The sequence below is a fragment of the Alteribacter aurantiacus DSM 18675 genome, assembly GCF_000429705.1.
In the GTDB taxonomy this organism is placed as follows: domain Bacteria; phylum Bacillota; class Bacilli; order Bacillales; family Salisediminibacteriaceae; genus Alteribacter; species Alteribacter aurantiacus.
Window position 1 is genome coordinate 1,825,019 of sequence record NZ_KE386941.1, and the last position, 21,105, is coordinate 1,846,123.

A 21,105-nucleotide genomic window follows, 5' to 3' on the forward strand; every position below is an offset into this window, starting at 1 on the left:
GGGATTCGCATGGTGAGAAAGGCGATGCTCTTTTTATCAGCAATTGTATTTACAGGGGTCGTAGCTGGCTGTTCAAACGACGAGGTGCAAGGAGATGCTTGTTGGGGTGAAGGGAAAGAAATGGAAAACTCTCTCAACGAAGAGGCGTCACATCCGACTCCGTGTTTTGACCCGTTGTTTGACGAAGAATCAAAGATATTGGTGCATACGTTTCCGTCAGACGAATCGTTTGTTTACCGAGAGACGTTAGTCGAAAACATGGAAGTAGGTATCGACCTAACGATTCACCCGTCAACCACTACCGTCTCTTCCGGTTCCTTTAGAGAAGACGTGAAGCAAGGGGACGGATACGAAATCACAAAGGTTTTGGACACAACCGTGCGAACAGAGGATGAAAACGACCTAGTCTTTTCGGCAAAAGGAACGTACGATGAGACCTACCAATTTCATATTTCCTTATGGGATCCGGAATACAGATTTACTGACGATGAAAAAGTTCAGATGATCGAAGGTTTAATAGGAGATATTCGCTAATCATCAGAGAACAAATTCCACCTTTTTTGAATTATTCTGTTTGGAGGAGATTCGATGTTCATTGTAAACGTTGAAGGTGCAATTATTAAAAATGGGAAATGGTTAATTATTGAGCGCAGTAAAAAAGAAGAGCATGCTGGAGGCTTACTTTCTCTCGTTGGCGGAAAGGTTGATATTGAAGGGAATTCCCTTGATGTATTAGAAAGAACCGTAAAGCGTGAGATCATTGAAGAAGTCGGGATAGAGATAAAAGAAACGGTCAAATACGTTCATAGTACGTCCTTTGTAACGGATAACGGTGATAACGTGATTGATATTGTTTTTCTTTGTGAACACGAATTTGGCGAAGCATTTCCAAAAAGTGTAGATGAGGTTGAACAGGTGTTATGGCTTTCTGCGGAAGAGATTTTTACTCACCCAAACTCACCAGATTATTTAAAAGAAAGCATTAAGCAGGCAATGACAGTAATGACTCCTCAATAAATTCGGGATTAAGAGAACGTGCCTTTCCTATTTGGCAACAAAAGAACCGTCCCCACTTCACCAAAAAGCTCCCTTTCTGCTTGGTTTAAAAAACCGTGCCGATTGGGAGCATCCGTTTTGTTTTATTAAAGTAAGCGTCAATGATTGTAGATTCATTGATTGCTTTACCGGTCTCTTTTAACACAATCATGTGTGAACAACCGCGCCTTAACTGTTTGATTACATCAACCACCCGCTCGTCTTCTTGCACAAATACAGGTCGAACGCGACTTGTGAGTGAGACTTTTTTTTCAAAGCGTTCAATCAAAAATCGCATAAAAATAAAGTGTCGCTGCTTCCATTCTAAATAGTGATGGACCGTTAAAAAGCCGAGAACGACAATTAAGTTCAAATGAAACGGCAGCACACTAATGGCCACAGACCAGAGAACGGCCAAAAACACGATCGACGAATAAAATGAGGTTTGAAGGGCTTTTCTATACGGTAAAAAGGCCGTTTGGAACACAAACAACAGCTTTCCTCCATCCAACGGTTTGACCGGAAGGAGATTAAAGCTTAAGATCGCCAAGTTGTGAAACATAAAAATGGAATGGTCCGCGTACGTCCACCATTCAAAAGAAAGGAGCAAGAAGCTTAGCCCGATCATCCAAATGTGCTGTACTGGACCTGCCAAAATGACGAGTGCTTCTTCTCTCGCGGGCCTGTTTCCATACTCTTCCGTCTCCGCTACACCCCCAAAAGGAAGAAGTTCGATTTTTTTTAGCCTCCAACCAAAATGTCTTGCCATCCATCCATGACCCATTTCGTGGACAAACACGATGAGAAAGACCATGACCACTTCTTTAAAAAAACCTGTAATAATACCTGTTCCGAGTACCAACCAAAACAGTGGGTGAATTTTAACAATCCTTAGTAAATCCATCAAGGAGCGATCACATCGATCGGATCGACGAAACTTTCTCCTTCTTTTAAGGCAAAGTAATACACACCCACACTCTCATCATCGACCGCCGGGGACACATACCCTACCAAATCTCCCGCATCCACATGGTCGTACAACTTCACTTGAATGTTATCAAGCATTCCGTACCACGACTCGCCCCCATCATAGTGACGAATCACCACCGTTTTCCCCCACTCCTGCTCCTCGTCCTCACCTAAGAACGTAATTACCCCACCTCGAACCGCTTCAACCGCTTCATCGATGTCCGTTTCTACGTAAATGCCTCTCCCGTTTTGTTCAAAAGACTCGGCAATCGTTCCCGTTGCAGGTAGAGCCGAAGCATATTCAATATCTTCCCCTTCAGGAGCCGGTGCTACTTCCATGCTTGGCGGCAATAGAGCCAAAGGACGGCCAAACTGATTTTCGTACCAGTCACCTACCGTAGCAAATTCAAACTCTTGGGTAAAAGACTGATGAACGAAGGAACGAGCGCTGTCAAACTGACCCGAAGGCATACTGAACAAGATCGCCACGACTAAGAACAAACACACACTGGCAAGCAGTTGAAACAGAATCGTTTCTTTTTTGAAAATCGGCTCGGACTCTCCACTGTCCCTTCCGTCGGGTCGGTAAAAATCCGTATCTTCCCTCGATTCATCATGGCTCGTTTGCACCCAAGGAGGATAGCTCGATCTCTCCCGACGCTTCTCCCCTTCACGTTGCCTTCCCGGCTGGCGACTCCTTCTCTTCATCTCCATCAGCTTTTTAAGCTCGCTCGTTCGCTTCTTCATCTCAAAACTCCACCCCGATCCTCACTTTTCATGTATCGATGAGTCATTACAGTTCGTCCACTGATACACTATATGACTTGTCCGGAGGGAATATGCGAAGCCGAAAGACTCAATGAAGAATTGGTGCCAGGCACTGTGCTCACAACTTCACTCAGGGTCAGTCACCACGTGTATACCTTCACATAGTCCGTAATTTGGAATTTTGTGTTAATTTATTGCTGGTTGTTTTATAATAAAATTGGTGGAAATACATAGGAGAATTTTATAGGAGGATATAATGTGAAAAAACTCTTTGCTTGTTTATTAATGGTTCTTTTTCTCTCTAATGGGATGTTAACTACTCATGCATCCGCTCATACGAAACAAGACCAATTGGATACGTTGTTAAAAGACATTCAAGAGACGTATCGTATACCTGATCTTTCACTCACTGTCGTCACTGAGGAGGGTATTTATTACGAAGGAAGTCTCGGTGAAAATGTAACTTCTGAAACACCCTTTCTCATAGGTTCGATAAGTAAGCCGCTAACGTCATTAGGGACCTTTGTCCTTATTGAAAAGGGGACTCTTACACTCGATGACCCTGTTCACGAACATCTCCCTTGGTTTTCTTATGACACACCTTACTCTGAACCCATGTTAGTTCGGCACCTTCTTGAACAAACAAGTGGAATGGCGACAGAAGAGACAGCTTTAGCATTAGACGTATTTGACCGTGAGGCAACTGCTGATGTTGTCGCAGCAGCTGCCAAAGAGCTCGCTCATGTTTCACTTAACCACCGACCTGGAGATACGTATGTATATGACTCCGCGAATTACCTTCTTTTAGGTGCAGTCATTGAAGCTGTATCAAACCAATCGTTTGCTGATTTCATGAAGAATGACGTCTTTCAGCCATTATCTATGAGTCATACATCAGCAGAATCATCTGTTCCAGCTACCCTTGTACCTGGACATACGTCTTGGTTTACCATTCCTAAACAAAGTGAAGGTTATTTTGATCCAGCGGGAGCGCCATATGGATACATGGTATCTACGTCTTCTGACTTGGGTCACTTTTTATCTTTCCTAATGAATGGAGGAGACATTATTTCTGATGAGAACAAGGGAGTGATGTTGCAACAACCGACGGATTCGAACTACGGGTACGGCTGGCGGTTTGTTAATCCTTTTTCAACTAATACATTCCCTTGGCACACTGGTGCCACACCAGATCAACGGGCAGAAGTTTTCTTTAATCCTGATGATAAAATTGGTGTTGCTCTTCTCGTAAATAAGTACCACCAGTTAGAAGCAGAAGCTTATTTATCCATTATGGAACGTGTTCGATCGATATTAGCGGAAGAGGAAGTACTCTCCCCCTTAACTCCGTTATCGTTATTCACCCAGCTCATCATGGTCGGGGTAATCGGCGGGATTATCCTTTTATTATCTCTTGTTCTGGTATTCTCTTATAAACAGAAGCCATTAAGGTTTCCCTTCATTTTTGGAGTGCTCTGTATTCTTCTTGGTCTCGTTTTAATTCCTGTTTTTTCAATATCGATTCAAACACCATGGCGAACCATCGCACTCTATACACCTGATGTAGCGCTACTCACACTTGTTTTAACCGCTCTTCTCCTTTCCTTAGGAGTGATGTTAGTATTTTTCGGTTATAGGCAGCGGAAAAAGAGCCTTGAACGAACAGAAATTCAAGTCGCTTAATTTAGGTCGGTTAGGTTGTTGGGGTCTGACCCCCTGCTCACCATTTCACTCAACGTTCTTCACACAATTTCACATGCACAAATGGGCTGTTTTCCTGATATACTGATTTCATTCATATACAGGAGGCAGATAACATGAACCTTTTTGTTGAAAGCTTTGCAGGTCTTCTCTCATTGGCTGTCGTCTCCGTTCTTTCGTTTCAATCCTTTGAATTTATTCAGGCGATCGCTGATGTAATCGCACAAATTAGAAAGCATTAAGATGATCTCACCGGTTGTAGCCGGTGAGTTTTTTTGTTTGCTTGTGGCAAGTTACGGAAGGTTCTGTTGCTTCATTGGATGCAACAGAACCTTCCCTTTTCCACCCTCCATTTCTTTTTAACACTTACGAGCCATATGCTTGAATGTATGGGCCCAAATCTTCGTTGTGTTTCTCACTTCGGTTGTGAGAAACTGTCTTGACCGTTGTACCCAGTCGCTGACACTGCTGTCTAACTCCCCCCTTTTATCCACTTCAATATGTTAATATATGGTACGATGAAGGAACATATTGGAGGTTCGAAATAATGAAGATTTACACATTCGTAAAAGAAACAGGCAAACACGTCACTCAATTCGACTCAGACTTTGTGATGTCTCGTATTGTGGTTACGGACAGTGAGACGCGCATCGGCTGTATGCACCTTGGAACGGCTGGCGTGATCGGTGGGCATGTGGCGGCTGCTGATCAGCTTCTTCTTATTGTTTCAGGCAAGGGAAAAGTGAGCGGGCAGGAAAACGAATGGGTAGACGTACATTCTGGAGACGCTGTTTATTGGCAAGTGAGTGAGTGGCACGAAACCCGTTCAGAAACGGGTATGACTGCCATTGTAGTAGAAGCAGAAGAGCTCTATCCGGGGAGGTTCATGAACGTAAAGTAGATGTTATGTAAAAGGTGCCAGGCCCTGTGTATATAACTTTACACAGGGCCTGGCACCATACCGATGCGGAGGTGGAATAATGAGCAATCGAAAATTCTATAAGTCTACGACTGACGTAAAGGTGAGCGGCGTTCTTGCTGGGATCGCCGATTATTTTAACTGGGACCCGACCATGGTGCGATTGGTTTTTGCTTTGGCTACCTTCTTTACCTCCATCGTCCCTGGTGTGATTGTCTATCTGATTGCAGACTGGGTCATGCCAAAGGATACGGAGAAAGAATACGAGATTTAAAAACGGTGCCAGACCAGTCAAACCGACTAACCATTATTAGAATAGGATGTGGAGCATGATAAAAAAGGGTTTTGTTTCAGGCATGATGTTGGGGACATTTTTACTTGGGGCGTGTGTAGCTGAAACAGGTAAAAACACATTGATAGAAGCGTCCTTAACCGACCGAGAAGAGGCGATTCTTGCCGGATCGGAGGATGCCTTTGTGTTTGATTTTAACGTGGATGGCACATATAGTGAAGTGGAGCTCCGGATGGAAAGGTATGATTTCGGAAAAGTTGCGGATTCTCCTGCGTTTTTAATCTCCATAAACCTTGAAGGCGAGGGGTCCATTGTGTTTACATCCTCGCATTTGATTGACCAGGAGGACGCTTTGTTTACAACAAGCGTATCAAGTGGTGATTTAATCGGAACGCATCAAACCGTGGAGACGATCTTCAGGGACGGAGCTGATGGAATGGCTAAAATTTCACAAACCCATCTTAAGCCAGAAGTTCCGATCGAGGGTGATATGGTTTTGGCAACGATTCTGTATTCCTCTAAAGACACAATGAGCTCTCTTCCTGATGGTTATACCGATGACCCTAAAGACTACCAAAAATACCTTGAAGAATATGATGTAGCGTATGTCCTGAAAAGTATATTTCGATAAGTCATGACTAATTTAATTGGTCACAGACCCTGTGTTCACATCCTCACACAGGGTCTGGCACCGCTTGTTTCTCTTCCACCTTCACAAGCGTACTTCCTTCATAGTAATAAACAAACGACTTCTTCCCTTCACCGTCCAACACCTGGGGCAAAAAGTCATGGATATCGGCAACACCCATGTTTTCTTCGTCCAACAACCACTCACACGTCTTCCAATCAAGAATGCCTTCTTCCTTTTTCACGGGAGTCGGATACGATACCTGCTCCGGAATGTCAGCTACAAACAGATGCATGCCACCGTACGCTTTTCCATCCACAACCCACTCGATATCTCCTTTGTGAATGACTGCTGATAAATCAAGGTCTGTTTCTTCCTTTACTTCTCTCAAAACCCCTTGTTCCCGCGTTTCTCCCTCTTCAATTTTTCCACCCACACCGTTCCATCGTCCCATCCAAGCGCCTTTTTCACGGTTGAGCATCAACACGTGGTTTCCTTGTTTAATAAAGCAAATCGTATAGTTGTACATCTTTACCTCCTGTGTCTAGGTGGGGACGGTTCTTCTACGTCCTGGGAAGCGAAAGAACCGTCCCCAGTTGGCCACTCACTCGGCCACTCAAACCATCGCCCGTGGCCTTCTGTTTTTCCGATTGTGTGCGTTTCTTCTTTCCCATCTATGATGGCGTCCATGTGAAGGAGCCCGTCCCACATGTTGTTATATACATGAAACACGTCCCGCTCCTCGCCGATCGTTCGAATGTTTTTCTCTAGCTCCTTTTTAACATCAACCGGGATTTGATTGGCTACGTGTGTGTGAAATACAACAAGTGTTGAATCATCACTCACTTCTTTCGCTAACTGAGGCAACATTGCAACGCCGTCTCCTTCGACCAATCGAATCGGGTCCTTTTTCATCACTTCAGACGCTGCTTCAAAAAGCTCACGCCGTTCTTCATGCTCAGGCCAGATTAACGCCTTCAACCACAAGTAGTCTTCCTCGTCGTTCATGTGATTAACGTGAAGGTCGACCCCAACTTTGGATGCAACCGGAGGGCTCTTAGGTAAAAGAGTCGGATCCCCCGTGAAGCTCGAGTGAATCTTGACCGGTGAATCGGCCTTGCCGTATGTGTCTTTTCCTCCATACGTATACGAGTAACGATCCCAATGAAGTTGCAGCCCTGCACTCGTCCCGATTTCAATCATGGAAAGGGGTTTATTTGTCCTTTTCCAGATCGAACAAAACACGGGGTAAAGGTACGCACATCGCCTGATTTCGTTTGTCTGCACACGTTTCGTTTTCAAGAGCTCCTCAATCTCAAAACGATGGGTCGTGCAAAACTCCTTAAATCGATCAAACGCCACGGATCCATTGGCATAGTCGTTTAGAAGCAGCGGATCCTCCCCTTTTAAAAGAAGATAGTGAACGGCACCGAAAAACAAATTCGGTATCGGCTGGCCTGCACCTGCTTGTCCGGCTACCGTGAGTAACTCCTCATCGTTCGCCACTTTTCTGCTTAGCTCCTCATAAAGAGAACTCGAGCCTTTACACTCTTCTTCAGCAAAACGAGTAAAACGTCCTGACAGGTTCATAGGTACTCCCTCCTCCATCCTTAACAAGATGCGTCATCTATGTAAATCACAACCAAATTTAATAAGTTTACTACTATTTATCTTTCAAAACCCTATTGTACTCGTGCTAGGAACTAGGTAGGATATAAAACAAATATTCAGATAACTCATCGTAAGTAGTCGCCTTTGTGTTTCCAAATCAACTGGCTATAAAGCTTCTTGTTTAGCAGTTCGAAAAAGAAGAGCGCTTTTTGGTAGCATTCTCTAATGTCTTCCTCACCGGCGTCGAGCGTTTCAAAGCATTGGCCTTTGTAGTAATAAAATTGGCCGAGAAGAGACATGTTTTCTTTTTCCAACGACTTCTCGATCCCTGTTTCAATCGTCGCAAGGGAGTCTTCCACTCGTCCCATGTCGTAGAGGGTTTTCGATTTGTTGTACATCACTCGGATTGTAAAGATGTCCGGAGCCACAGACGTGACAGAAGACGATCGCTGGTCATTTTTTAAGATTTTATCGTAGTAATAAAGGCTTTCTTTGTACTGTTGGTTCGTTGCAAGCAAGTACGCAATCGAATTGAGAATGCGGTCGTACAAATTCCCTTTTGATTGAACAGTGGTTTTGTTTTCATCATGGAGTGTTTTGAGAAGGCGAATGGTCTCTTCTATGGTCACACGCTTCGTTTGATAAGCGGCTAAGTGATAGTGCCACTTCAAGTAGCTGCTCATCCAAAAGCACGCCATCCTCTCCTCCGTCATTTTTTCACAAAGGAGATGGTAAAGAGCTTCAAATTTCTGCTCACTGGATAGGTGCTCAATGGTCGTGATCAAGGCCTCGTGCTCTTCCATATCTTCTTCTAGCATCACTTGGATGAAGTAATCCATCGGCACATGCAGACGGGTAGCCAAATGATAAAGCGTATCTACTCCGGGAGCGATTTGGCCTCGCTCGATTTGAGAGACGGCCGATTGGGTGCAAATGCCTTCAGCTAGCTGCCTTTGGGAAAGGAAATGCTGTTTGCGAAGTTTTGTGATCTCTTCGCCTAACGTTTGTTTGTTCATGTTGTGTCACCTTACTCTACTCTTTTTTACTAGTTTACCAGATCTTTGAAAGGAGGGTTGTTTTATGTTGAAAAAACTCGTTGCGATTGCTCTTGTTGTCGGTTTTCTAAGTGCAGGAACGGCAAATATCGTCTCTGTTCAAGCTTCTTTTGACCCAGCGCCACAGGATTTGCCTTACGAAAGCTAATTTCATTTTATAAAAAAGGAGAGGGTTGTTTTGAAGAAATTATTCACAGTTTGGTTAGCACTCGTTTTACTAGCGATTCCCGTATCTGTCGGGGCAGATGCAGGGGGGAACGATCAGAGTCAGGATTATTTGATCCAATTCAACGGACCTGCAAGTAAAGGGTTGATCAAAGCGTTCGGTGTCGATGAAGGGGACATTCTACATACATACGACCACCTTCCAGTCGTACACGTGAACTTGACTGAAAACCAGGCACGAGGCCTTGCCAATCACCCGCACATCACGACAGTTGAAGAAAACGCTGAAGTAAAAGCGCTTGGCCAAACGGTTCCATGGGGCATTCCACACGTGCAAGGAACTGCGGCTCAAGATGCCGGATACACGGGTGCCGGTCTTAAAGTAGCGATTCTTGATACGGGGATCGACCGTAACCACGAAGACCTGTTTGAGAACGTAAAAGGCGGTCACTCCGTGTTTACAGATGCTGCAAACCGCGACCCATTCTATGATGCTGACGGTCATGGTACACACGTAGCAGGTACAGTCGCTGCTGTTGATAACGACCTTGGCGTTGTAGGCGTGGCTTCCCAAGCTGAGCTATATGCGGTAAAAGTACTGAACAACTCTGGAAGCGGATCCTATGCAGGTATCGCTGAAGGGATCGAATGGTCGATCAACAACGGTATGGACATCATCAACATGAGCCTTGGTGGTTCCCAAAGCTCGTCCATCCTGAAACAGTTCTCTGACTTAGCTTACGAAGAAGGACTTCTTGTCGTAGCCGCAGCGGGTAATAGCGGAAATCGTGGTGGAAACAACGACACAGTCGGCTACCCGGCGAAATATGACTCTGTGATCGCGGTCGCTGCCGTCGATCAAAACAACAACCGTGCTACATTCTCTAGTACCGGTCCTGCTGTTGAAATTTCAGCTCCCGGCGTGAGCATTCTCAGCACAACGCCAGGCAACAACTACGCTGCGTTCAACGGAACGTCCATGGCTTCTCCTCATGTAGCCGGCGTGGCAGCTCAAGTTTGGCAGGCGAAACCTGAACTATCAAACGTTGAGCTTCGTAATCTTCTAAATGAAACAGCAGTGAACCTGGGCAGATCCAACCAATTTGGTCATGGTCTTGTTCAGTCGCTGGATGCGATTCAGCAATAAAGCCCAACGGTTCCAATGCTTCCTACGAAGCATTGGAACCGTTTTTGTTTTCCAAAAGCGGTGCCTGGCACTGTGTTCATAAAATCACATGGGGTCTGGCACCGTCATTCTTTCCCCAATCATAGTAACCATGCTATGATCTGTTTAAATTGCAGGTACCAGGCACTGTGTTCACTACGTCACAGCCTGGCACCATAAAGAATGGAGGCCTCTATGGATACGTTATCGTTAACGACACCATTAAAATCGAAAACCTTTACTATAAAAAATCGTTTTTTCAAAGCAGCTATGAGTGAAGCCCTTGGCACATCCCAAAACAACCCAACAGAGTCACTGATTCACTTATACAGTCGCTGGGCAAAAGGCGGTGCAGGTCTTCTGGTCAGCGGTAACGTGATGGTCGATCGAAAAGCGTTAGGGGAACCTGGAAATGTGGCCATTGAAGACGAACGAGACTTAGGCCTATTAAAGAAGTGGGCAAACGCTGGCACGCAGCATGACACGCACTTTTGGGTTCAGTTAAATCATCCGGGGAAGCAAACACCAAAATCCGTATCAAAACGCCCTGTTGCCCCTAGTGCTGTCCCTCTCTTAGGCGGTGCAAATGCCTTTAACAAGCCTCGCGCACTTACTACAAATGAAATTGGGGACATCATTACGCGTTTTGGACGTGCGGCTAGCATTGTTAAAAAAGCAGGATTTACAGGGGTTCAAATCCATGCGGCCCATGGGTATTTAATTAGTCAATTTTTATCTCCACATCATAACCAGCGAACAGACGAATGGGGTGGAGATCTAAACGGCCGCATGCAATTTCTAGTTGAGGTTTATAAAGAAATAAGAAAGCAAATAGGCGATGATTTTCCAATTGGCATTAAATTGAATTCAGCTGATTTTCAGCGTGGTGGATTTACTGAAGAAGAGTCCATGAAGGTGCTCAAAATCATGGACCGCGTGGGGATTGATTTGATCGAGATTTCAGGTGGAAACTATGAAAATCCGAAAATGCTTGGTGGAGACGTGAAAAAAAGCACGAAGGAAAGAGAAGCCTATTTTTTAGAGTACGCTGAAAAGGCAAGACATCTCGTGCAAGCGCCTCTCGTTGTAACAGGAGGTTTCAGGTCTGAGGAAGCCATGGTAGCTGCCATTGAAAGTGGTGCGGTAGACATGATCGGTATCGGTAAGCCGTTTGCATTAAACCCTGATTTGCCGAACCAAATCATCAATGGCTCCTACGAAACCGTAACTACAAAGCCAATTAAAACCGGCTTTAAACCATTAGATAAACAAATATCAAGCATGTTAGATCTCACTTGGTATGAGCAACAATTGGCGCGAATGGGAAAAGGGAAAGATCCCGATCCCGACCTCTCCCCATGGAACACCCTTATTCATATGATGACGACCCACGGTGCGACCATGATTCAGAAGAGGCGCGCTTAATGGGGATGGTTCAAAGGCACTGAAAAAGTTTGGTCTTAAATTCTTTCAGTGTCTTAAAAGCAAGAGCGTAACGGTTGCCTGTTTTAAAAACCTGATACGAGTGTGTTTCTCGTACAGACGCGCAACCGAATGAAGCCATTGCCATTCAAATAAAAGCATTGAAAAAGTTGGGTTGTACTTTTTCAATGGTCAAGAACGGTTCTTTTACTTCTTATGAAGGAAAGCAAACGTCCCGCTATTACTAGAGCGCCTTTCTATGCTTAATATGTATGAATGATGTTAAGAATATTTGACAGATGCTCTTCCAAAATGCCGATCCAAATGATTTTTGCCTTTTTCTTTCTATCGTTATCCAGTTAGATAAGGTTGTCTCTAATGAGTATTCCGTTACCTCAGAAAATGAATAATGGAAAAAAGCAGACAAGGCATCTGCTGGGGCCTTTCTTCTTCAACTATCGCTCTCCGTTAGTTGAAGAATTTTATTGATTTAATTCCTCCCACTTACTTAAATACATTCGTTCCGAGAGTTTTTTGTGATTTTCTATTTTACAGATAAATTCTAAGCTATTACCGTCTGGGTCATTAAAATGAATTTTAGCATGTGCATAGTTCTTGTGAGGCATTACAAAGGGTTCAGTAGGTTCAAATCCAAAAGCCTCTCTGGGTTTATAGCCTTTATTGTTGAGCCAATTAACAGAGTCTTTTAATCCTTCTAACGATACTTGAAAAGCAATATGTCTTATCGAAGGATGATATTCAAGTTCCACTTTATCGGTTTTCCACAATCCCAGCCAACTTTCATCTTTTACAATCCATAAAAATGCCAACCTATTTTCAACGATATGGTCAAGTTTAAGCCCAAGACCAGTGTAGAACTCTATCGAACGTTCTAAATCGCTTACTGGTAAATGTGCTTCATATAATCCCTTTATCATCATTCAGAAACCTCCAAATTTAATTGTTAAACTCCCATGATTGGTTACTTCAACAACAGTAGGAACTGCTAATGCAACAGTTCCTCCACAAACGCTTCCCGTTTGTTCAACAAGGTGTCATTTAGTTAATAATTTATCTTTTGAAACTATACCCCACTTATTTGCTACAAGTTTATCTATATATTCGCTAACACTAATCTCTTCCAACTCCATTACAAGTGGTTGTAGAGATACATAGCATTCATTTGTCTCATAATTTATCGTGACTTTTACAACCTCATATCCATTATGAAATCTTGAATCAAAGCCTGGGTCATCAATAATATCTCCTTTAACAGGACGAATAGTTGATTCAAATGTTTTCATTACTATTTCCGAATCACTATTTTCTTCTTTTGCAGATGTTACAAAAATAATCATTTTGATTTTCACAATTTTCCCTCTCTTTAACCATGAATTATTCTCCTCGAACAATAACAGTAGGAACTGCCATTACAACAACTCCTCAACAAAAGCTCTCGTTAGTTGGAAAAGACTCTAATTTATTACGATCTGAATTTCTGCTTCATTTTCTACTACTAATTTATTCAATAACTCATTTGCTTGTCTTGTATATTCTTCTACATCATCCTGTGGTTCACCTAACATTCCCTCTACGTAGGCTGTCACATAAAGACTAATTTCCTGTGATTTTTCGAAGTAATTCTCAAAGTATTCTTCTGGTTCCATGCCCAGTTTAGAGGACTGAGACTCTGCGAATTCACGTGTGTCACTGGAAAATTCAGTATCATCTTCTTCAGGAGGGTAAGCCGCAGTGACATTTTTACATTCTTGATTTTCTTGTAGCTCCTGAGACAAATCAAGGTCTAACTTCCTAACTTCTTGCTCGGCTAACTTCGCCTTTATTGTTCCATGGAGGTATTCAAAACCTTATTAAACAATTTCTCCCCGTTAGCGACAAAAGGGCGGCGAACTTTTGAACTAACGCTCCCCTATAGCTTAAGTACAGTATTAAGTGAAATCTTTAAATACACTCTTCTTGATTCGGTCCCACTCTCTGTAAATAGTGCTAAAGTATACATCATCTCGACTTTGACCTGATGAAAACATCCTATCCATTAGCACAAAAAAAGCTGCCATCAATGACAGCTAACCTCTTCAATAAAAGAATATAGTTGTTCAAGAAGAATAAGATAAATTCTTAATTTTCTTTTGGGAGTATAGCCAACCTATTGCGTCCTTAATATTCTCAGCGATATATTCAATGTCAATATCTTTTATTTTGTCATAGTGTTCGTTTAAAGCTGAATTACCTGCACCTGTTTTGACAAGTATTTTAATACAATTGGCTTTAGAAGCAGCCATCATATCACTCCACCTGTCACCTATGACCACACAATTTTCTAGGTTTAATTTATATTTATCTGCACTGTTAACAAGCATACCTGTATTAGGTTTTCTACAATTACATCCCTCACTATGGCTGTGAGGACAAATAAATACATCATCAAAGCCAAATTGAGAGAGTTCCTCAACAAATTCCTGTAAAGATGCTTTTCCTTCTGATATTCCTGGTTGATTTGTAAAGGAGAATACTTTTATTCCATCACCCTTCAATTTGTTTATTAACTCTTGGGAGTATGAAAACAATTCAAACCTTCCTGGATAATGTACAGTGTCATCACCACCAATTGTACCGTCCCGGTCTAAAAATATAGCTTCTATACTATAATTATTATTCATTAAGATACTCTCCTTGTCGTTTAGTTGAATATTCAACAACTATTCTTTGAGTTCAGAAGAGATTAGTCATTTAATCGAACTCCCAACTTTTTTTACCACAAAAAACCATTTTCATTGTTGCAGTTAGCGCCGGTAGCTCCTTGATGTAGAACACCCTTTAGTTTGTTTGAAACCATCAGTTACCCAAAGTAATGATGAAAACACCAAACAACAAGAAACATACTCACAATTCCCCAAGCTGTGGTACTCCACATCCAACGAGTGATGGATTTAGCTTTTGTTGAACTTTCCTCGCTTTCTATATTTGCTTTTATAAAAGCGACCTTACTTTCCATACCTTTTTTCATAGAAATGAGTGCAACAAACCCGATTAGTATGAAACCAATTGTTATCCAGAGTAATAAGTCCACGATCTATTCCTCCTTTTAAGGCTTCCTTTCACAATCTTCTTTATTCCATGATCATCCCGGTTGTTTTGACATTCTTCCTCAACTATACCAAGCACTAACTATGATTGATGAGGACAATCTAACATCAAACATCCTTTTGCGAACCACTATTCATTTTATCGTAGTCTTGTTTCAACAAAGAATACATATATAAATCATCGAATTTTCCACATGAAAACTCATAACTTCTCAATAACCCTTCTCTGACAAAACCCAACTTTTCTACTAATTTTTGTGAAGATTGATTAGGTGGCTCGATGAGTGCTTCTACCCGTTGCAAATTCATATGTTCATATCCGTGACTTATAATCGCTGCAACAGCCTCAAAAGCGATCCCTTTCCCCCACTGGTCTTTACTCAATTCAAAGCCAATTTCAGCACGGAAATGCTGAGATTCAATTTTATGAAAGCCGCAACTGCCAATCACAATCCCTTGGTCTTTTGAGGTAATTCCCCATCTAATACCTGTTTTATTTTTCTGTATGGATTGATACCATGAAATCTCATCCAAAGCATCGTTTATGGATTTGAAAGGTTCTAATCCGTAATACTTCATTACTTCTTTATCAGACAAATAATTCAGAATGTCTTTCGCATCCTCGTTTGTCACTTCTCTTAATACTAACCTTTTAGTCTCAAGTACAGGAAATGGATCAGTGGTCATTACCGTCTCTCCTCATTATGTGTTACTTAACAAATCCAATTAGAGCCCCCCAAAAAGGCTTATCGTTGTACCAACGTTTAATTGATTAATATCGTCCACAAAAAGTAGCAGATGTCTTTTTAATTTAAAACAAACAAATAAACCAATAGCGCCACTCCTGCAATCAACCCCGACAACGTCATGATTTTTCTTTGCCGATCGTTCACCCTAAGTCACCTCGCCATTCAAAGGCGGTTCTGTTGCGTCCAAATCTCGGAGCAACAGGACCCCAAATCTACTTTTCAATCACAAATACCCCACCACAGTGAGAGTGCTTGTGAAACGTCACCTTGCACGTCCCCCTGAGTGCTTCTTCCAACTCATCTGCCACAAAATAAAACTCATCACTGTCCCAATGGTGAAGGTTCGGTTCACGACACGCGTGTAACTGCTCCCGCGTCTCAAAGGCAACATCACCAATAAAAATCTTTCCGCCTACTTTCAAGAGCGGTAACAGCTCTTCGATCATTCGCACTTTCCCCTCGTCACTCAAGTGATGAAGAGCATAGGTACTCACCACCGCATTGTAGGTTTCTTCCTTTACGATTGAAGGCAATCCTTTGGCAAAATCCCATTCAATCAACTTCGCCCCAGGCATTTTCTTACGTGCAATCGTAATCATTTCACTAGAAAAATCAATGCCTGTAATTCTGTGACCGGCTTCATACAGGCTCGTCGTAAGAACCCCTGTTCCAAAGCCAATATCCAAAACGTCAGCCTTCTCTTGCTTCATCACTTCACTGTAAATGCCGTTGATGTTTTTTTGATATCCAGCGAAGGGATACTCGTCCTTTTCCTCACTTACAATGACGTCCTGATCGTAGGCTGTAGCCCACAAATCAAATCCTTGTTTGTTCATCATCGTGTTCCTTCCTCCCTTTGCAGTAAGGGGACGGTTCTTAAGATGCAAAAGAACCGTCCCCACGTTGCCACCACTTCACCAGCGATACGACGTAGATACGATCGTTTCAAAAAAGCCAATACGGTAATACAGCTTTCTTGCCCCTTCGTTCTTTTCGTCTACACTTAAAAACAAAGAGTGGACCCCTGCTTCTTTTGCCTGCTCAATTGTGTGTTCGATTAACGCTGATGCCACGCCTTGTTTACGAAAATCGGCGTGAACGGCCACGTCTTCCAGCCTATAAAAGGTCGTCCCTTCAATGTGATCCCAAAGAATCGCCCCGGCAACACGATCATCAATCGTTAGATATGCCGCTTCCATGTTAAAGTCGCCTAGATATTCATCCAGCTGCTCTACAGGCTTCTCCCACTTCCCGGCCAAACTTAACACGCGGGCTACCTCTTCATAATGGCGGTCTCCTTTTTCCAAAGAATGTACTACTGTCGAGCTAGCTCCCTTTTCAAACCCTTGAACATCAATGTTCATTTCGATTTGACGGGATCCTTTTTTCCACTCTCTTTTTTTTGCCGTACGTAAAAGAAGGTCGTTACTCTCATTAATACTCAAAATGATAGTGTCAAACTGTTCAGATATTTCACCTTGCAATTGTCCGAAAAGCCATTCAAACACACGCTCATCATGATTTTCTTTCGTAAACACCGGTCCAATGACATACGCTTCTTTGTCTCCTGGTTCGTATAAAAAACCGAAAAATCCAACAGGCTCCTCTTTCTTTTCAACCACAAAAAGCGTGTCCTCGTAGGTGTTTCCCCATTCGGCCACTTCCGCTTCAAGCTCCTCCAATCCTTTCACTCTCGGATAAGAAAGCCCTTGCGCTTCTTCCTTCCAACTCAACTGGCACAATTGATCGATCCATTCCCGATCGGCTACATTTGCTTTTCGAATTCTCTTCATTCTCTTTTCCTCCATTTATGTGCAACACATGACTGCTTTTGCCACATCTTTTTCTTTGATCCAAATCGTACCGTCTCTTACTTCGTACATAATTGTAGCATCCTAAAGCCGTTGAACCTGGCTTTCACTATGGTCCCCCCAATCTACATAAGGGCTTTTCTCCTCTGAGGCAAAAAGACCGAAGCACATCGCGCCTGCAAGAAGGATCCGTTTAATAGGTTCTCGTTTTACCGTCATCACCCTCGATCATTAGGTTTGGCCCGTTGAAATTACCCCCACCAATACGACTAAACCATTCGCTTACATCCATGTCTTTTGAAATGGAAACAACCTTCTTCTCTGAACCATGCAAACTAGCTTCATAAGGCCCGTATTCATTTAGGAGCGTTAGAATATCATACACGTCTTCAAATGCACTGTAGTTCTCCATAAACGAAAGTGAAAAATGCACATCATCATGACTGTGATTCGTAAACGTGAGCTCGCACTCGACTTTCACTCGCTCGCCACCACTTCTATTAAACTCACAAACACTTTCCCCACTATCATAACTAACCGCATACACCCCTGATGCAATCGTTCTTTCAAAGGCGGAAGCGGTAGCCACGGGCAAGACGCTCACGAGGACCAAACTTAATAGAGAGAGTCTGAGTTTGTATTTATCGAGTGCTTTAACGAGAAACACAACCCCAGCAACAATCATCGCAACGTAAAGCCACCCAAGCCACATGATCCCATTTGTTGTACTTACCGGAATGCCCATTACCGACATTGAGTGAACCCCGGGCTGGTAGTTCACGTGAGGAAATGGGAAATTGAGTGCCATCACAACAATAAACAGAATCATAGACGTAACGAAGTAGCCTTTATGTATAATCAAGGCATCCCCTCCTACATAGTCGTATAATCGTAAATCTCCTCTTATTTTAACATATAAATCCAATTAAAAAGGATGAATCGCATGTGCGATTCATCCTCATCATTTTATCATTTACGCAGCTGCCGGCTTACGGACAGGGTGCTTTTTGTTTCCTTTACGGGTAAACAACTGCTGGCGGATATAAGGAATCACCCAACGGTCACCACCAAAGCGACCTGCGTTATATCCTGCAGCGAGTAGGAAGATGGTAAAGAGCATCATCCAAGGGTTAGAAGAGATGGTTCCAGCGAACATAAACGCGAAGTTCATCATAATCCCAAAGAAAGCAGCAGCGGTAGTGAATACACCTAGAATCAAGCCAAGTCCCACAAGGAGCTCTCCCCAGGCAACCATAAAGCTGAACACTTCAGCATTTGGTACAGCAAAGCTTTGAATGAAGGCGTGGTAAGTCGGATATTGCTCAATCACCGCTTCGTTATTTACGACCCCCATCAAATAGCCTTCTGCACTAAACCCACCGGTTACTTTTCCCCATCCGGCAGTAAGCCAAAGCCAACCAATATACAAACGAACAGCAGTTAAGATCCCAGCAGCGTAACGGTTTTCTCTCAAGAAATTCATAAACATGTGAACATTCCTCCTAAAGTGTGGTAAGACCTTGTGTATGTGAAGAATTTCACATACACTGATAAAAAAAGAGTTTGGTTTCAAAAGTACCTATCATTTTCTTTTCATGGGGCCTGTTGGTAGAGCTCCCAGTTTACTTGCTCATTATTTCACATATGAAGTTAAATAGAAGTGCAACTTACTAAAGGATTGTTTGTGATCACTATTTCCTTTCACTTATAGTATACCCCGAGAAAGTTTGTGATGAACATCACAAAGGTGAACAAGCTGTGAACGATTGGTGTCTGGTTTGTGAACTGGTGAGCATTATAATTATTATTCTACTACTAGCTTTTTTGATCTCTCTATCATTACGAAAAACGAGCGCCTCACTAGAGACGCTCGTCTAAGTCCTTCTATTCTTCTAAATCCGTGACCGCACCTTTTGACGCGCACGACACGAGTCTTGCATACTTGTTCAACACGCCGCGAGTATAGCGAAGTGGTGGGGCCTGCCAATCGGCAAGACGAGCAAGCAATTCCTCGTCACTCACATCCACGTTCAACTGTTGCGCATCACTGTCAATGGTTACCATATCCCCTTCTTTTAACAAGGCGATTGGTCCTCCCACTTGTGCTTCAGGGGCTACGTGACCGACAACAAGTCCGTGAGTTCCACCAGAGAATCGTCCGTCGGTTAACAAGCCGACTTTTTCTCCAAGTCCCTTACCAACGATGATCGCGGAGATGGAGAGCATCTCACTCATCCCAGGACCACCTTTTGGTCCCGCGTATCGAATCACGAGCACGTCTCCTGCGTTAATTTCATTTGCCAAGACCGCTTTCGTTGCTTCTTTTTCCGAATCAAAGACGCGGGCCGGACCGGTTAATTTGCTCACTTTCAGTCCGCTCATCTTTGCAACGGCTCCAGCTGGTGCAAGGTTTCCTTTTAACACATACAACGGACCGCTTTCTTTAAACGGCTCGCTTACGGGACGAATGATTTCTTGCCCTTCGTGAAGTGGAGGTACATCTGCCAAGTTCTCGGCCAATGTTTTTCCGGTTACTGTTAGGCAGTCCCCATTTAATAGACCCGCTTCATGAAGCAGCTTCATAACAGCTGATACCCCACCTACTTGGTGAAGGTGTTCCATGACGTATTTTCCGCTCGGCTTCAAATCTGCAATGTGCGGCACTCGTTCGCGAATGCGTTCGAAATCGTCATACGATAAGTCCACATCTACTGAATGAGCCATCGCCAACAGGTGAAGGAAGGCGTTCGTCGATCCACCAAGGGCCATGACTACTGTGATGGCATTCTCAAAGGCCTCTTTTGTCATGATATCGCGTGGGTAGATTTCTTTACGAAGAAGCTCAACAACCGCCTCTCCTGCGCGGTAGCAATCACCGTGCTTGTTATCTGTTTCAGCTGGATTGGATGCACTACCCGGCAAGCTCATCCCGAGTGCTTCAATAGCCGATGCCATTGTGTTTGCTGTGTACATCCCACCGCACGAACCGGCGCCTGGACACGCGTGACACTCAATGTCATGCAGGCCGTCTTTATCCATTGAACCTGCGTTATGCTTTCCGACCGCTTCAAAAACGGACACGATGTCTATATCTTTATCGTCTTTTGATTTCCCTGGTGATATGGTTCCTCCATATACGAATACAGCTGGCAAATTCAAACGACCGAGAGCAATCATACACCCTGGCATGTTTTTATCACACCCACCGATCGCAACAAGCCCGTCCAACCGCTCTGCTCCGGTTACGGTTTCGATGGAATCGGCAATGACTTCTCTGCTCGGAAGGGAATATCGCATCCCTTCATGTCCCATGGAAATCCCGTCCGCTACCGTGATCGTGTTAAAAATCATCGGTGCGCCACCGCCATCACGGGCTCCTCGTTTTGCTTCAATCGCGAGTTTGTCGATGTGTACGTTACAAGGGGTTACCTCACTCCACGTACTGGCAACGCCGATCATCGGCTTTTTAAAGTCCTCGTCTTTGAATCCTACTGCTCTTAGCATCGCCCGGTTCGGGGCGCGATTATCGCCTTCACTGATGTCTTTACTGCGTATTCTTAGATCTTTGTCTGCCATTAGTCAAACTCCTCTCTCTTACTGTGCTGAATGAAAGTTTTAGATGAATTATCTCCACATTATACAGAAATAAAATAATTTTTCTATATTATTTAAAAATTCGTAGTTATTTTTTTATGAGGACACCTTTCC

Annotated in this window: 26 protein-coding genes; 10 read left to right on the forward strand and 16 right to left on the reverse strand. The window is 43.4% G+C overall.

Translation table 11 applies throughout. The features are described from left to right. Positions 1-9: 9 nt before the first annotated feature. Both G476_RS0112600 and G476_RS0112605 read left to right on the forward strand, forming a co-directional pair. The gene (locus tag G476_RS0112600; RefSeq protein WP_026690423.1) at positions 10-534 is read left to right on the forward strand and encodes a hypothetical protein; all 525 of its coding nucleotides are present in this window, start codon (positions 10-12) and stop codon (positions 532-534) included. A gap of 54 nt (positions 535-588) precedes the next feature. Continuing rightward, complete coding sequence (locus G476_RS0112605; protein ID WP_026690424.1) at positions 589-1,017, forward strand: NUDIX domain-containing protein; 429 nt, start codon at positions 589-591, stop codon at positions 1,015-1,017. Positions 1,018-1,102: 85 nt separating this feature from the next. Here the strand turns inward: G476_RS0112605 and G476_RS0112610 are convergent, their stop codons facing one another. Further along, positions 1,103-1,939 (reverse strand): M50 family metallopeptidase, encoded by an 837-nt coding sequence (locus tag G476_RS0112610; RefSeq protein ID WP_035186959.1) that lies wholly within the window; start codon positions 1,937-1,939, stop codon positions 1,103-1,105. Further along, positions 1,939-2,751, reverse strand: coding sequence for a M23 family metallopeptidase (locus tag G476_RS0112615; RefSeq protein ID WP_026690426.1), 813 nt, complete (start codon positions 2,749-2,751; stop codon positions 1,939-1,941). The genes G476_RS0112610 and G476_RS0112615 overlap by 1 nt, the downstream gene beginning before the upstream one ends. 279 nt (positions 2,752-3,030) lie before the next feature. On the opposite strand from G476_RS0112615, the gene G476_RS21920 reads away from it, so the two are divergent. The 5 genes from G476_RS21920 to G476_RS0112640 all read left to right on the forward strand — a co-directional run bounded on the left by G476_RS21920 (position 3,031) and on the right by G476_RS0112640 (position 6,315). Beyond that, positions 3,031-4,455, forward strand: a complete 1,425-nt coding sequence (locus tag G476_RS21920) for a serine hydrolase domain-containing protein (RefSeq protein ID WP_051314784.1) — start codon at positions 3,031-3,033, stop codon at positions 4,453-4,455. Positions 4,456-4,589: 134 nt separating this feature from the next. Continuing rightward, the gene (locus tag G476_RS24065) at positions 4,590-4,715 is read left to right on the forward strand and encodes a hypothetical protein (RefSeq protein ID WP_281170451.1); all 126 of its coding nucleotides are present in this window, start codon (positions 4,590-4,592) and stop codon (positions 4,713-4,715) included. 305 nt (positions 4,716-5,020) lie between these two features. Continuing rightward, positions 5,021-5,374, forward strand: a complete 354-nt coding sequence (locus G476_RS0112630) for a cupin domain-containing protein (RefSeq protein ID WP_026690427.1) — start codon at positions 5,021-5,023, stop codon at positions 5,372-5,374. Between the two features lie 79 nt (positions 5,375-5,453). Continuing rightward, positions 5,454-5,666, forward strand: a complete 213-nt coding sequence (locus G476_RS0112635; RefSeq protein WP_026690428.1) for a PspC domain-containing protein — start codon at positions 5,454-5,456, stop codon at positions 5,664-5,666. 55 nt (positions 5,667-5,721) lie between these two features. Beyond that, a complete protein-coding gene (locus G476_RS0112640) occupies positions 5,722-6,315 on the forward strand; it encodes a hypothetical protein (RefSeq protein WP_026690429.1) in 594 nt (197 codons plus the stop codon). 43 nt (positions 6,316-6,358) lie between these two features. On the opposite strand, the gene G476_RS0112645 is transcribed toward G476_RS0112640, so the two are convergent. The 3 genes from G476_RS0112645 to G476_RS0112655 form a co-directional block, all read right to left on the reverse strand. Beyond that, on the reverse strand, positions 6,359-6,841 hold the full coding sequence (locus G476_RS0112645) for an NUDIX hydrolase (protein WP_026690430.1): 483 nt from the start codon (positions 6,839-6,841) through the stop codon (positions 6,359-6,361). A 2-nt stretch (positions 6,842-6,843) separates the two neighbouring features. Further along, positions 6,844-7,902 carry a DUF2332 domain-containing protein gene (locus G476_RS21925; protein WP_084405729.1) on the reverse strand — a complete coding sequence of 353 codons (1,059 nt, stop codon included), beginning with the start codon at positions 7,900-7,902 and terminating at the stop codon, positions 6,844-6,846. A 146-nt stretch (positions 7,903-8,048) separates the two neighbouring features. After that, positions 8,049-8,939 carry a helix-turn-helix domain-containing protein gene (locus G476_RS0112655; protein WP_026690431.1) on the reverse strand — a complete coding sequence of 297 codons (891 nt, stop codon included), beginning with the start codon at positions 8,937-8,939 and terminating at the stop codon, positions 8,049-8,051. Between the two features lie 64 nt (positions 8,940-9,003). Here G476_RS0112655 and G476_RS24070 point away from each other — a divergent pair, with 64 nt between their 5' ends. The 3 genes from G476_RS24070 to G476_RS0112670 all read left to right on the forward strand — a co-directional run bounded on the left by G476_RS24070 (position 9,004) and on the right by G476_RS0112670 (position 11,733). Beyond that, the gene (locus G476_RS24070; protein ID WP_281170452.1) at positions 9,004-9,126 is read left to right on the forward strand and encodes a hypothetical protein; all 123 of its coding nucleotides are present in this window, start codon (positions 9,004-9,006) and stop codon (positions 9,124-9,126) included. Between the two features lie 30 nt (positions 9,127-9,156). Next, positions 9,157-10,290 carry a S8 family peptidase gene (locus tag G476_RS0112665; protein WP_026690432.1) on the forward strand — a complete coding sequence of 378 codons (1,134 nt, stop codon included), beginning with the start codon at positions 9,157-9,159 and terminating at the stop codon, positions 10,288-10,290. Between the two features lie 213 nt (positions 10,291-10,503). After that, entirely contained in the window at positions 10,504-11,733 is a 1,230-nt protein-coding gene (locus tag G476_RS0112670; protein ID WP_205620297.1) for an NADH:flavin oxidoreductase/NADH oxidase family protein, read from the forward strand. Between the two features lie 479 nt (positions 11,734-12,212). Here the strand turns inward: G476_RS0112670 and G476_RS0112675 are convergent, their stop codons facing one another. The 11 genes from G476_RS0112675 to ilvD form a co-directional block, all read right to left on the reverse strand. Beyond that, positions 12,213-12,668 (reverse strand): VOC family protein, encoded by a 456-nt coding sequence (locus G476_RS0112675; RefSeq protein WP_026690434.1) that lies wholly within the window; start codon positions 12,666-12,668, stop codon positions 12,213-12,215. A gap of 117 nt (positions 12,669-12,785) precedes the next feature. Then, on the reverse strand, positions 12,786-13,100 hold the full coding sequence (locus G476_RS0112680; RefSeq protein WP_026690435.1) for a hypothetical protein: 315 nt from the start codon (positions 13,098-13,100) through the stop codon (positions 12,786-12,788). A 105-nt stretch (positions 13,101-13,205) separates the two neighbouring features. Beyond that, a complete protein-coding gene (locus G476_RS21930; protein ID WP_051314785.1) occupies positions 13,206-13,526 on the reverse strand; it encodes a hypothetical protein in 321 nt (106 codons plus the stop codon). A 321-nt stretch (positions 13,527-13,847) separates the two neighbouring features. Further along, positions 13,848-14,411, reverse strand: a complete 564-nt coding sequence (locus G476_RS0112690; protein ID WP_026690436.1) for an HAD-IIIA family hydrolase — start codon at positions 14,409-14,411, stop codon at positions 13,848-13,850. Between the two features lie 179 nt (positions 14,412-14,590). Beyond that, positions 14,591-14,821: a hypothetical protein gene (locus tag G476_RS0112695; protein ID WP_026690437.1), complete on the reverse strand. Its 231-nt coding sequence runs from the start codon at positions 14,819-14,821 to the stop codon at positions 14,591-14,593. Between the two features lie 124 nt (positions 14,822-14,945). After that, positions 14,946-15,524 carry a GNAT family N-acetyltransferase gene (locus tag G476_RS0112700; RefSeq protein ID WP_026690438.1) on the reverse strand — a complete coding sequence of 193 codons (579 nt, stop codon included), beginning with the start codon at positions 15,522-15,524 and terminating at the stop codon, positions 14,946-14,948. 274 nt (positions 15,525-15,798) lie between these two features. Next, positions 15,799-16,425: a class I SAM-dependent methyltransferase gene (locus G476_RS0112705; protein WP_026690439.1), complete on the reverse strand. Its 627-nt coding sequence runs from the start codon at positions 16,423-16,425 to the stop codon at positions 15,799-15,801. Positions 16,426-16,500: 75 nt separating this feature from the next. After that, positions 16,501-17,379 carry a GNAT family N-acetyltransferase gene (locus tag G476_RS22915; protein WP_051314786.1) on the reverse strand — a complete coding sequence of 293 codons (879 nt, stop codon included), beginning with the start codon at positions 17,377-17,379 and terminating at the stop codon, positions 16,501-16,503. Between the two features lie 211 nt (positions 17,380-17,590). Then, on the reverse strand, positions 17,591-18,259 hold the full coding sequence (locus tag G476_RS21940; protein ID WP_051314787.1) for a hypothetical protein: 669 nt from the start codon (positions 18,257-18,259) through the stop codon (positions 17,591-17,593). A gap of 111 nt (positions 18,260-18,370) precedes the next feature. Further along, positions 18,371-18,886 (reverse strand): DoxX family membrane protein, encoded by a 516-nt coding sequence (locus G476_RS0112720; RefSeq protein WP_026690440.1) that lies wholly within the window; start codon positions 18,884-18,886, stop codon positions 18,371-18,373. A 395-nt stretch (positions 18,887-19,281) separates the two neighbouring features. Continuing rightward, positions 19,282-20,973: a dihydroxy-acid dehydratase gene (gene ilvD, locus G476_RS0112725; RefSeq protein ID WP_026690441.1), complete on the reverse strand. Its 1,692-nt coding sequence runs from the start codon at positions 20,971-20,973 to the stop codon at positions 19,282-19,284. Positions 20,974-21,105: the final 132 nt, after the last annotated feature.

What these genes read in the sequence shown, in the direction of transcription:
- G476_RS0112630 (WP_026690427.1), top strand. Translation starts at nt 5,021, where the DNA reads ATGAAGATTTACACATTCGTAAAAGAAACAGGCAAACACGTCACTCAA.
- G476_RS0112670 (WP_205620297.1), top strand. Translation starts at nt 10,504, where the DNA reads ATGGATACGTTATCGTTAACGACACCATTAAAATCGAAAACCTTTACT.
- G476_RS24070 (WP_281170452.1), top strand. Translation starts at nt 9,004, where the DNA reads ATGTTGAAAAAACTCGTTGCGATTGCTCTTGTTGTCGGTTTTCTAAGT.
- G476_RS0112635 (WP_026690428.1), top strand. Translation starts at nt 5,454, where the DNA reads ATGAGCAATCGAAAATTCTATAAGTCTACGACTGACGTAAAGGTGAGC.
- G476_RS0112610 (WP_035186959.1), bottom strand. Translation starts at nt 1,939, where the DNA reads ATGGATTTACTAAGGATTGTTAAAATTCACCCACTGTTTTGGTTGGTA.
- G476_RS0112705 (WP_026690439.1), bottom strand. Translation starts at nt 16,425, where the DNA reads ATGATGAACAAACAAGGATTTGATTTGTGGGCTACAGCCTACGATCAG.
- G476_RS0112655 (WP_026690431.1), bottom strand. Translation starts at nt 8,939, where the DNA reads ATGAACAAACAAACGTTAGGCGAAGAGATCACAAAACTTCGCAAACAG.
- G476_RS0112645 (WP_026690430.1), bottom strand. Translation starts at nt 6,841, where the DNA reads ATGTACAACTATACGATTTGCTTTATTAAACAAGGAAACCACGTGTTG.
- G476_RS21925 (WP_084405729.1), bottom strand. Translation starts at nt 7,902, where the DNA reads ATGAACCTGTCAGGACGTTTTACTCGTTTTGCTGAAGAAGAGTGTAAA.
- G476_RS0112675 (WP_026690434.1), bottom strand. Translation starts at nt 12,668, where the DNA reads ATGATAAAGGGATTATATGAAGCACATTTACCAGTAAGCGATTTAGAA.
- G476_RS0112605 (WP_026690424.1), top strand. Translation starts at nt 589, where the DNA reads ATGTTCATTGTAAACGTTGAAGGTGCAATTATTAAAAATGGGAAATGG.
- G476_RS22915 (WP_051314786.1), bottom strand. Translation starts at nt 17,379, where the DNA reads ATGAAGAGAATTCGAAAAGCAAATGTAGCCGATCGGGAATGGATCGAT.
- G476_RS0112690 (WP_026690436.1), bottom strand. Translation starts at nt 14,411, where the DNA reads ATGAATAATAATTATAGTATAGAAGCTATATTTTTAGACCGGGACGGT.
- G476_RS0112615 (WP_026690426.1), bottom strand. Translation starts at nt 2,751, where the DNA reads ATGAAGAAGCGAACGAGCGAGCTTAAAAAGCTGATGGAGATGAAGAGA.
- G476_RS24065 (WP_281170451.1), top strand. Translation starts at nt 4,590, where the DNA reads ATGAACCTTTTTGTTGAAAGCTTTGCAGGTCTTCTCTCATTGGCTGTC.
- ilvD (WP_026690441.1), bottom strand. Translation starts at nt 20,973, where the DNA reads ATGGCAGACAAAGATCTAAGAATACGCAGTAAAGACATCAGTGAAGGC.
- G476_RS0112700 (WP_026690438.1), bottom strand. Translation starts at nt 15,524, where the DNA reads ATGACCACTGATCCATTTCCTGTACTTGAGACTAAAAGGTTAGTATTA.
- G476_RS0112720 (WP_026690440.1), bottom strand. Translation starts at nt 18,886, where the DNA reads ATGTTTATGAATTTCTTGAGAGAAAACCGTTACGCTGCTGGGATCTTA.
- G476_RS0112600 (WP_026690423.1), top strand. Translation starts at nt 10, where the DNA reads ATGGTGAGAAAGGCGATGCTCTTTTTATCAGCAATTGTATTTACAGGG.
- G476_RS0112640 (WP_026690429.1), top strand. Translation starts at nt 5,722, where the DNA reads ATGATAAAAAAGGGTTTTGTTTCAGGCATGATGTTGGGGACATTTTTA.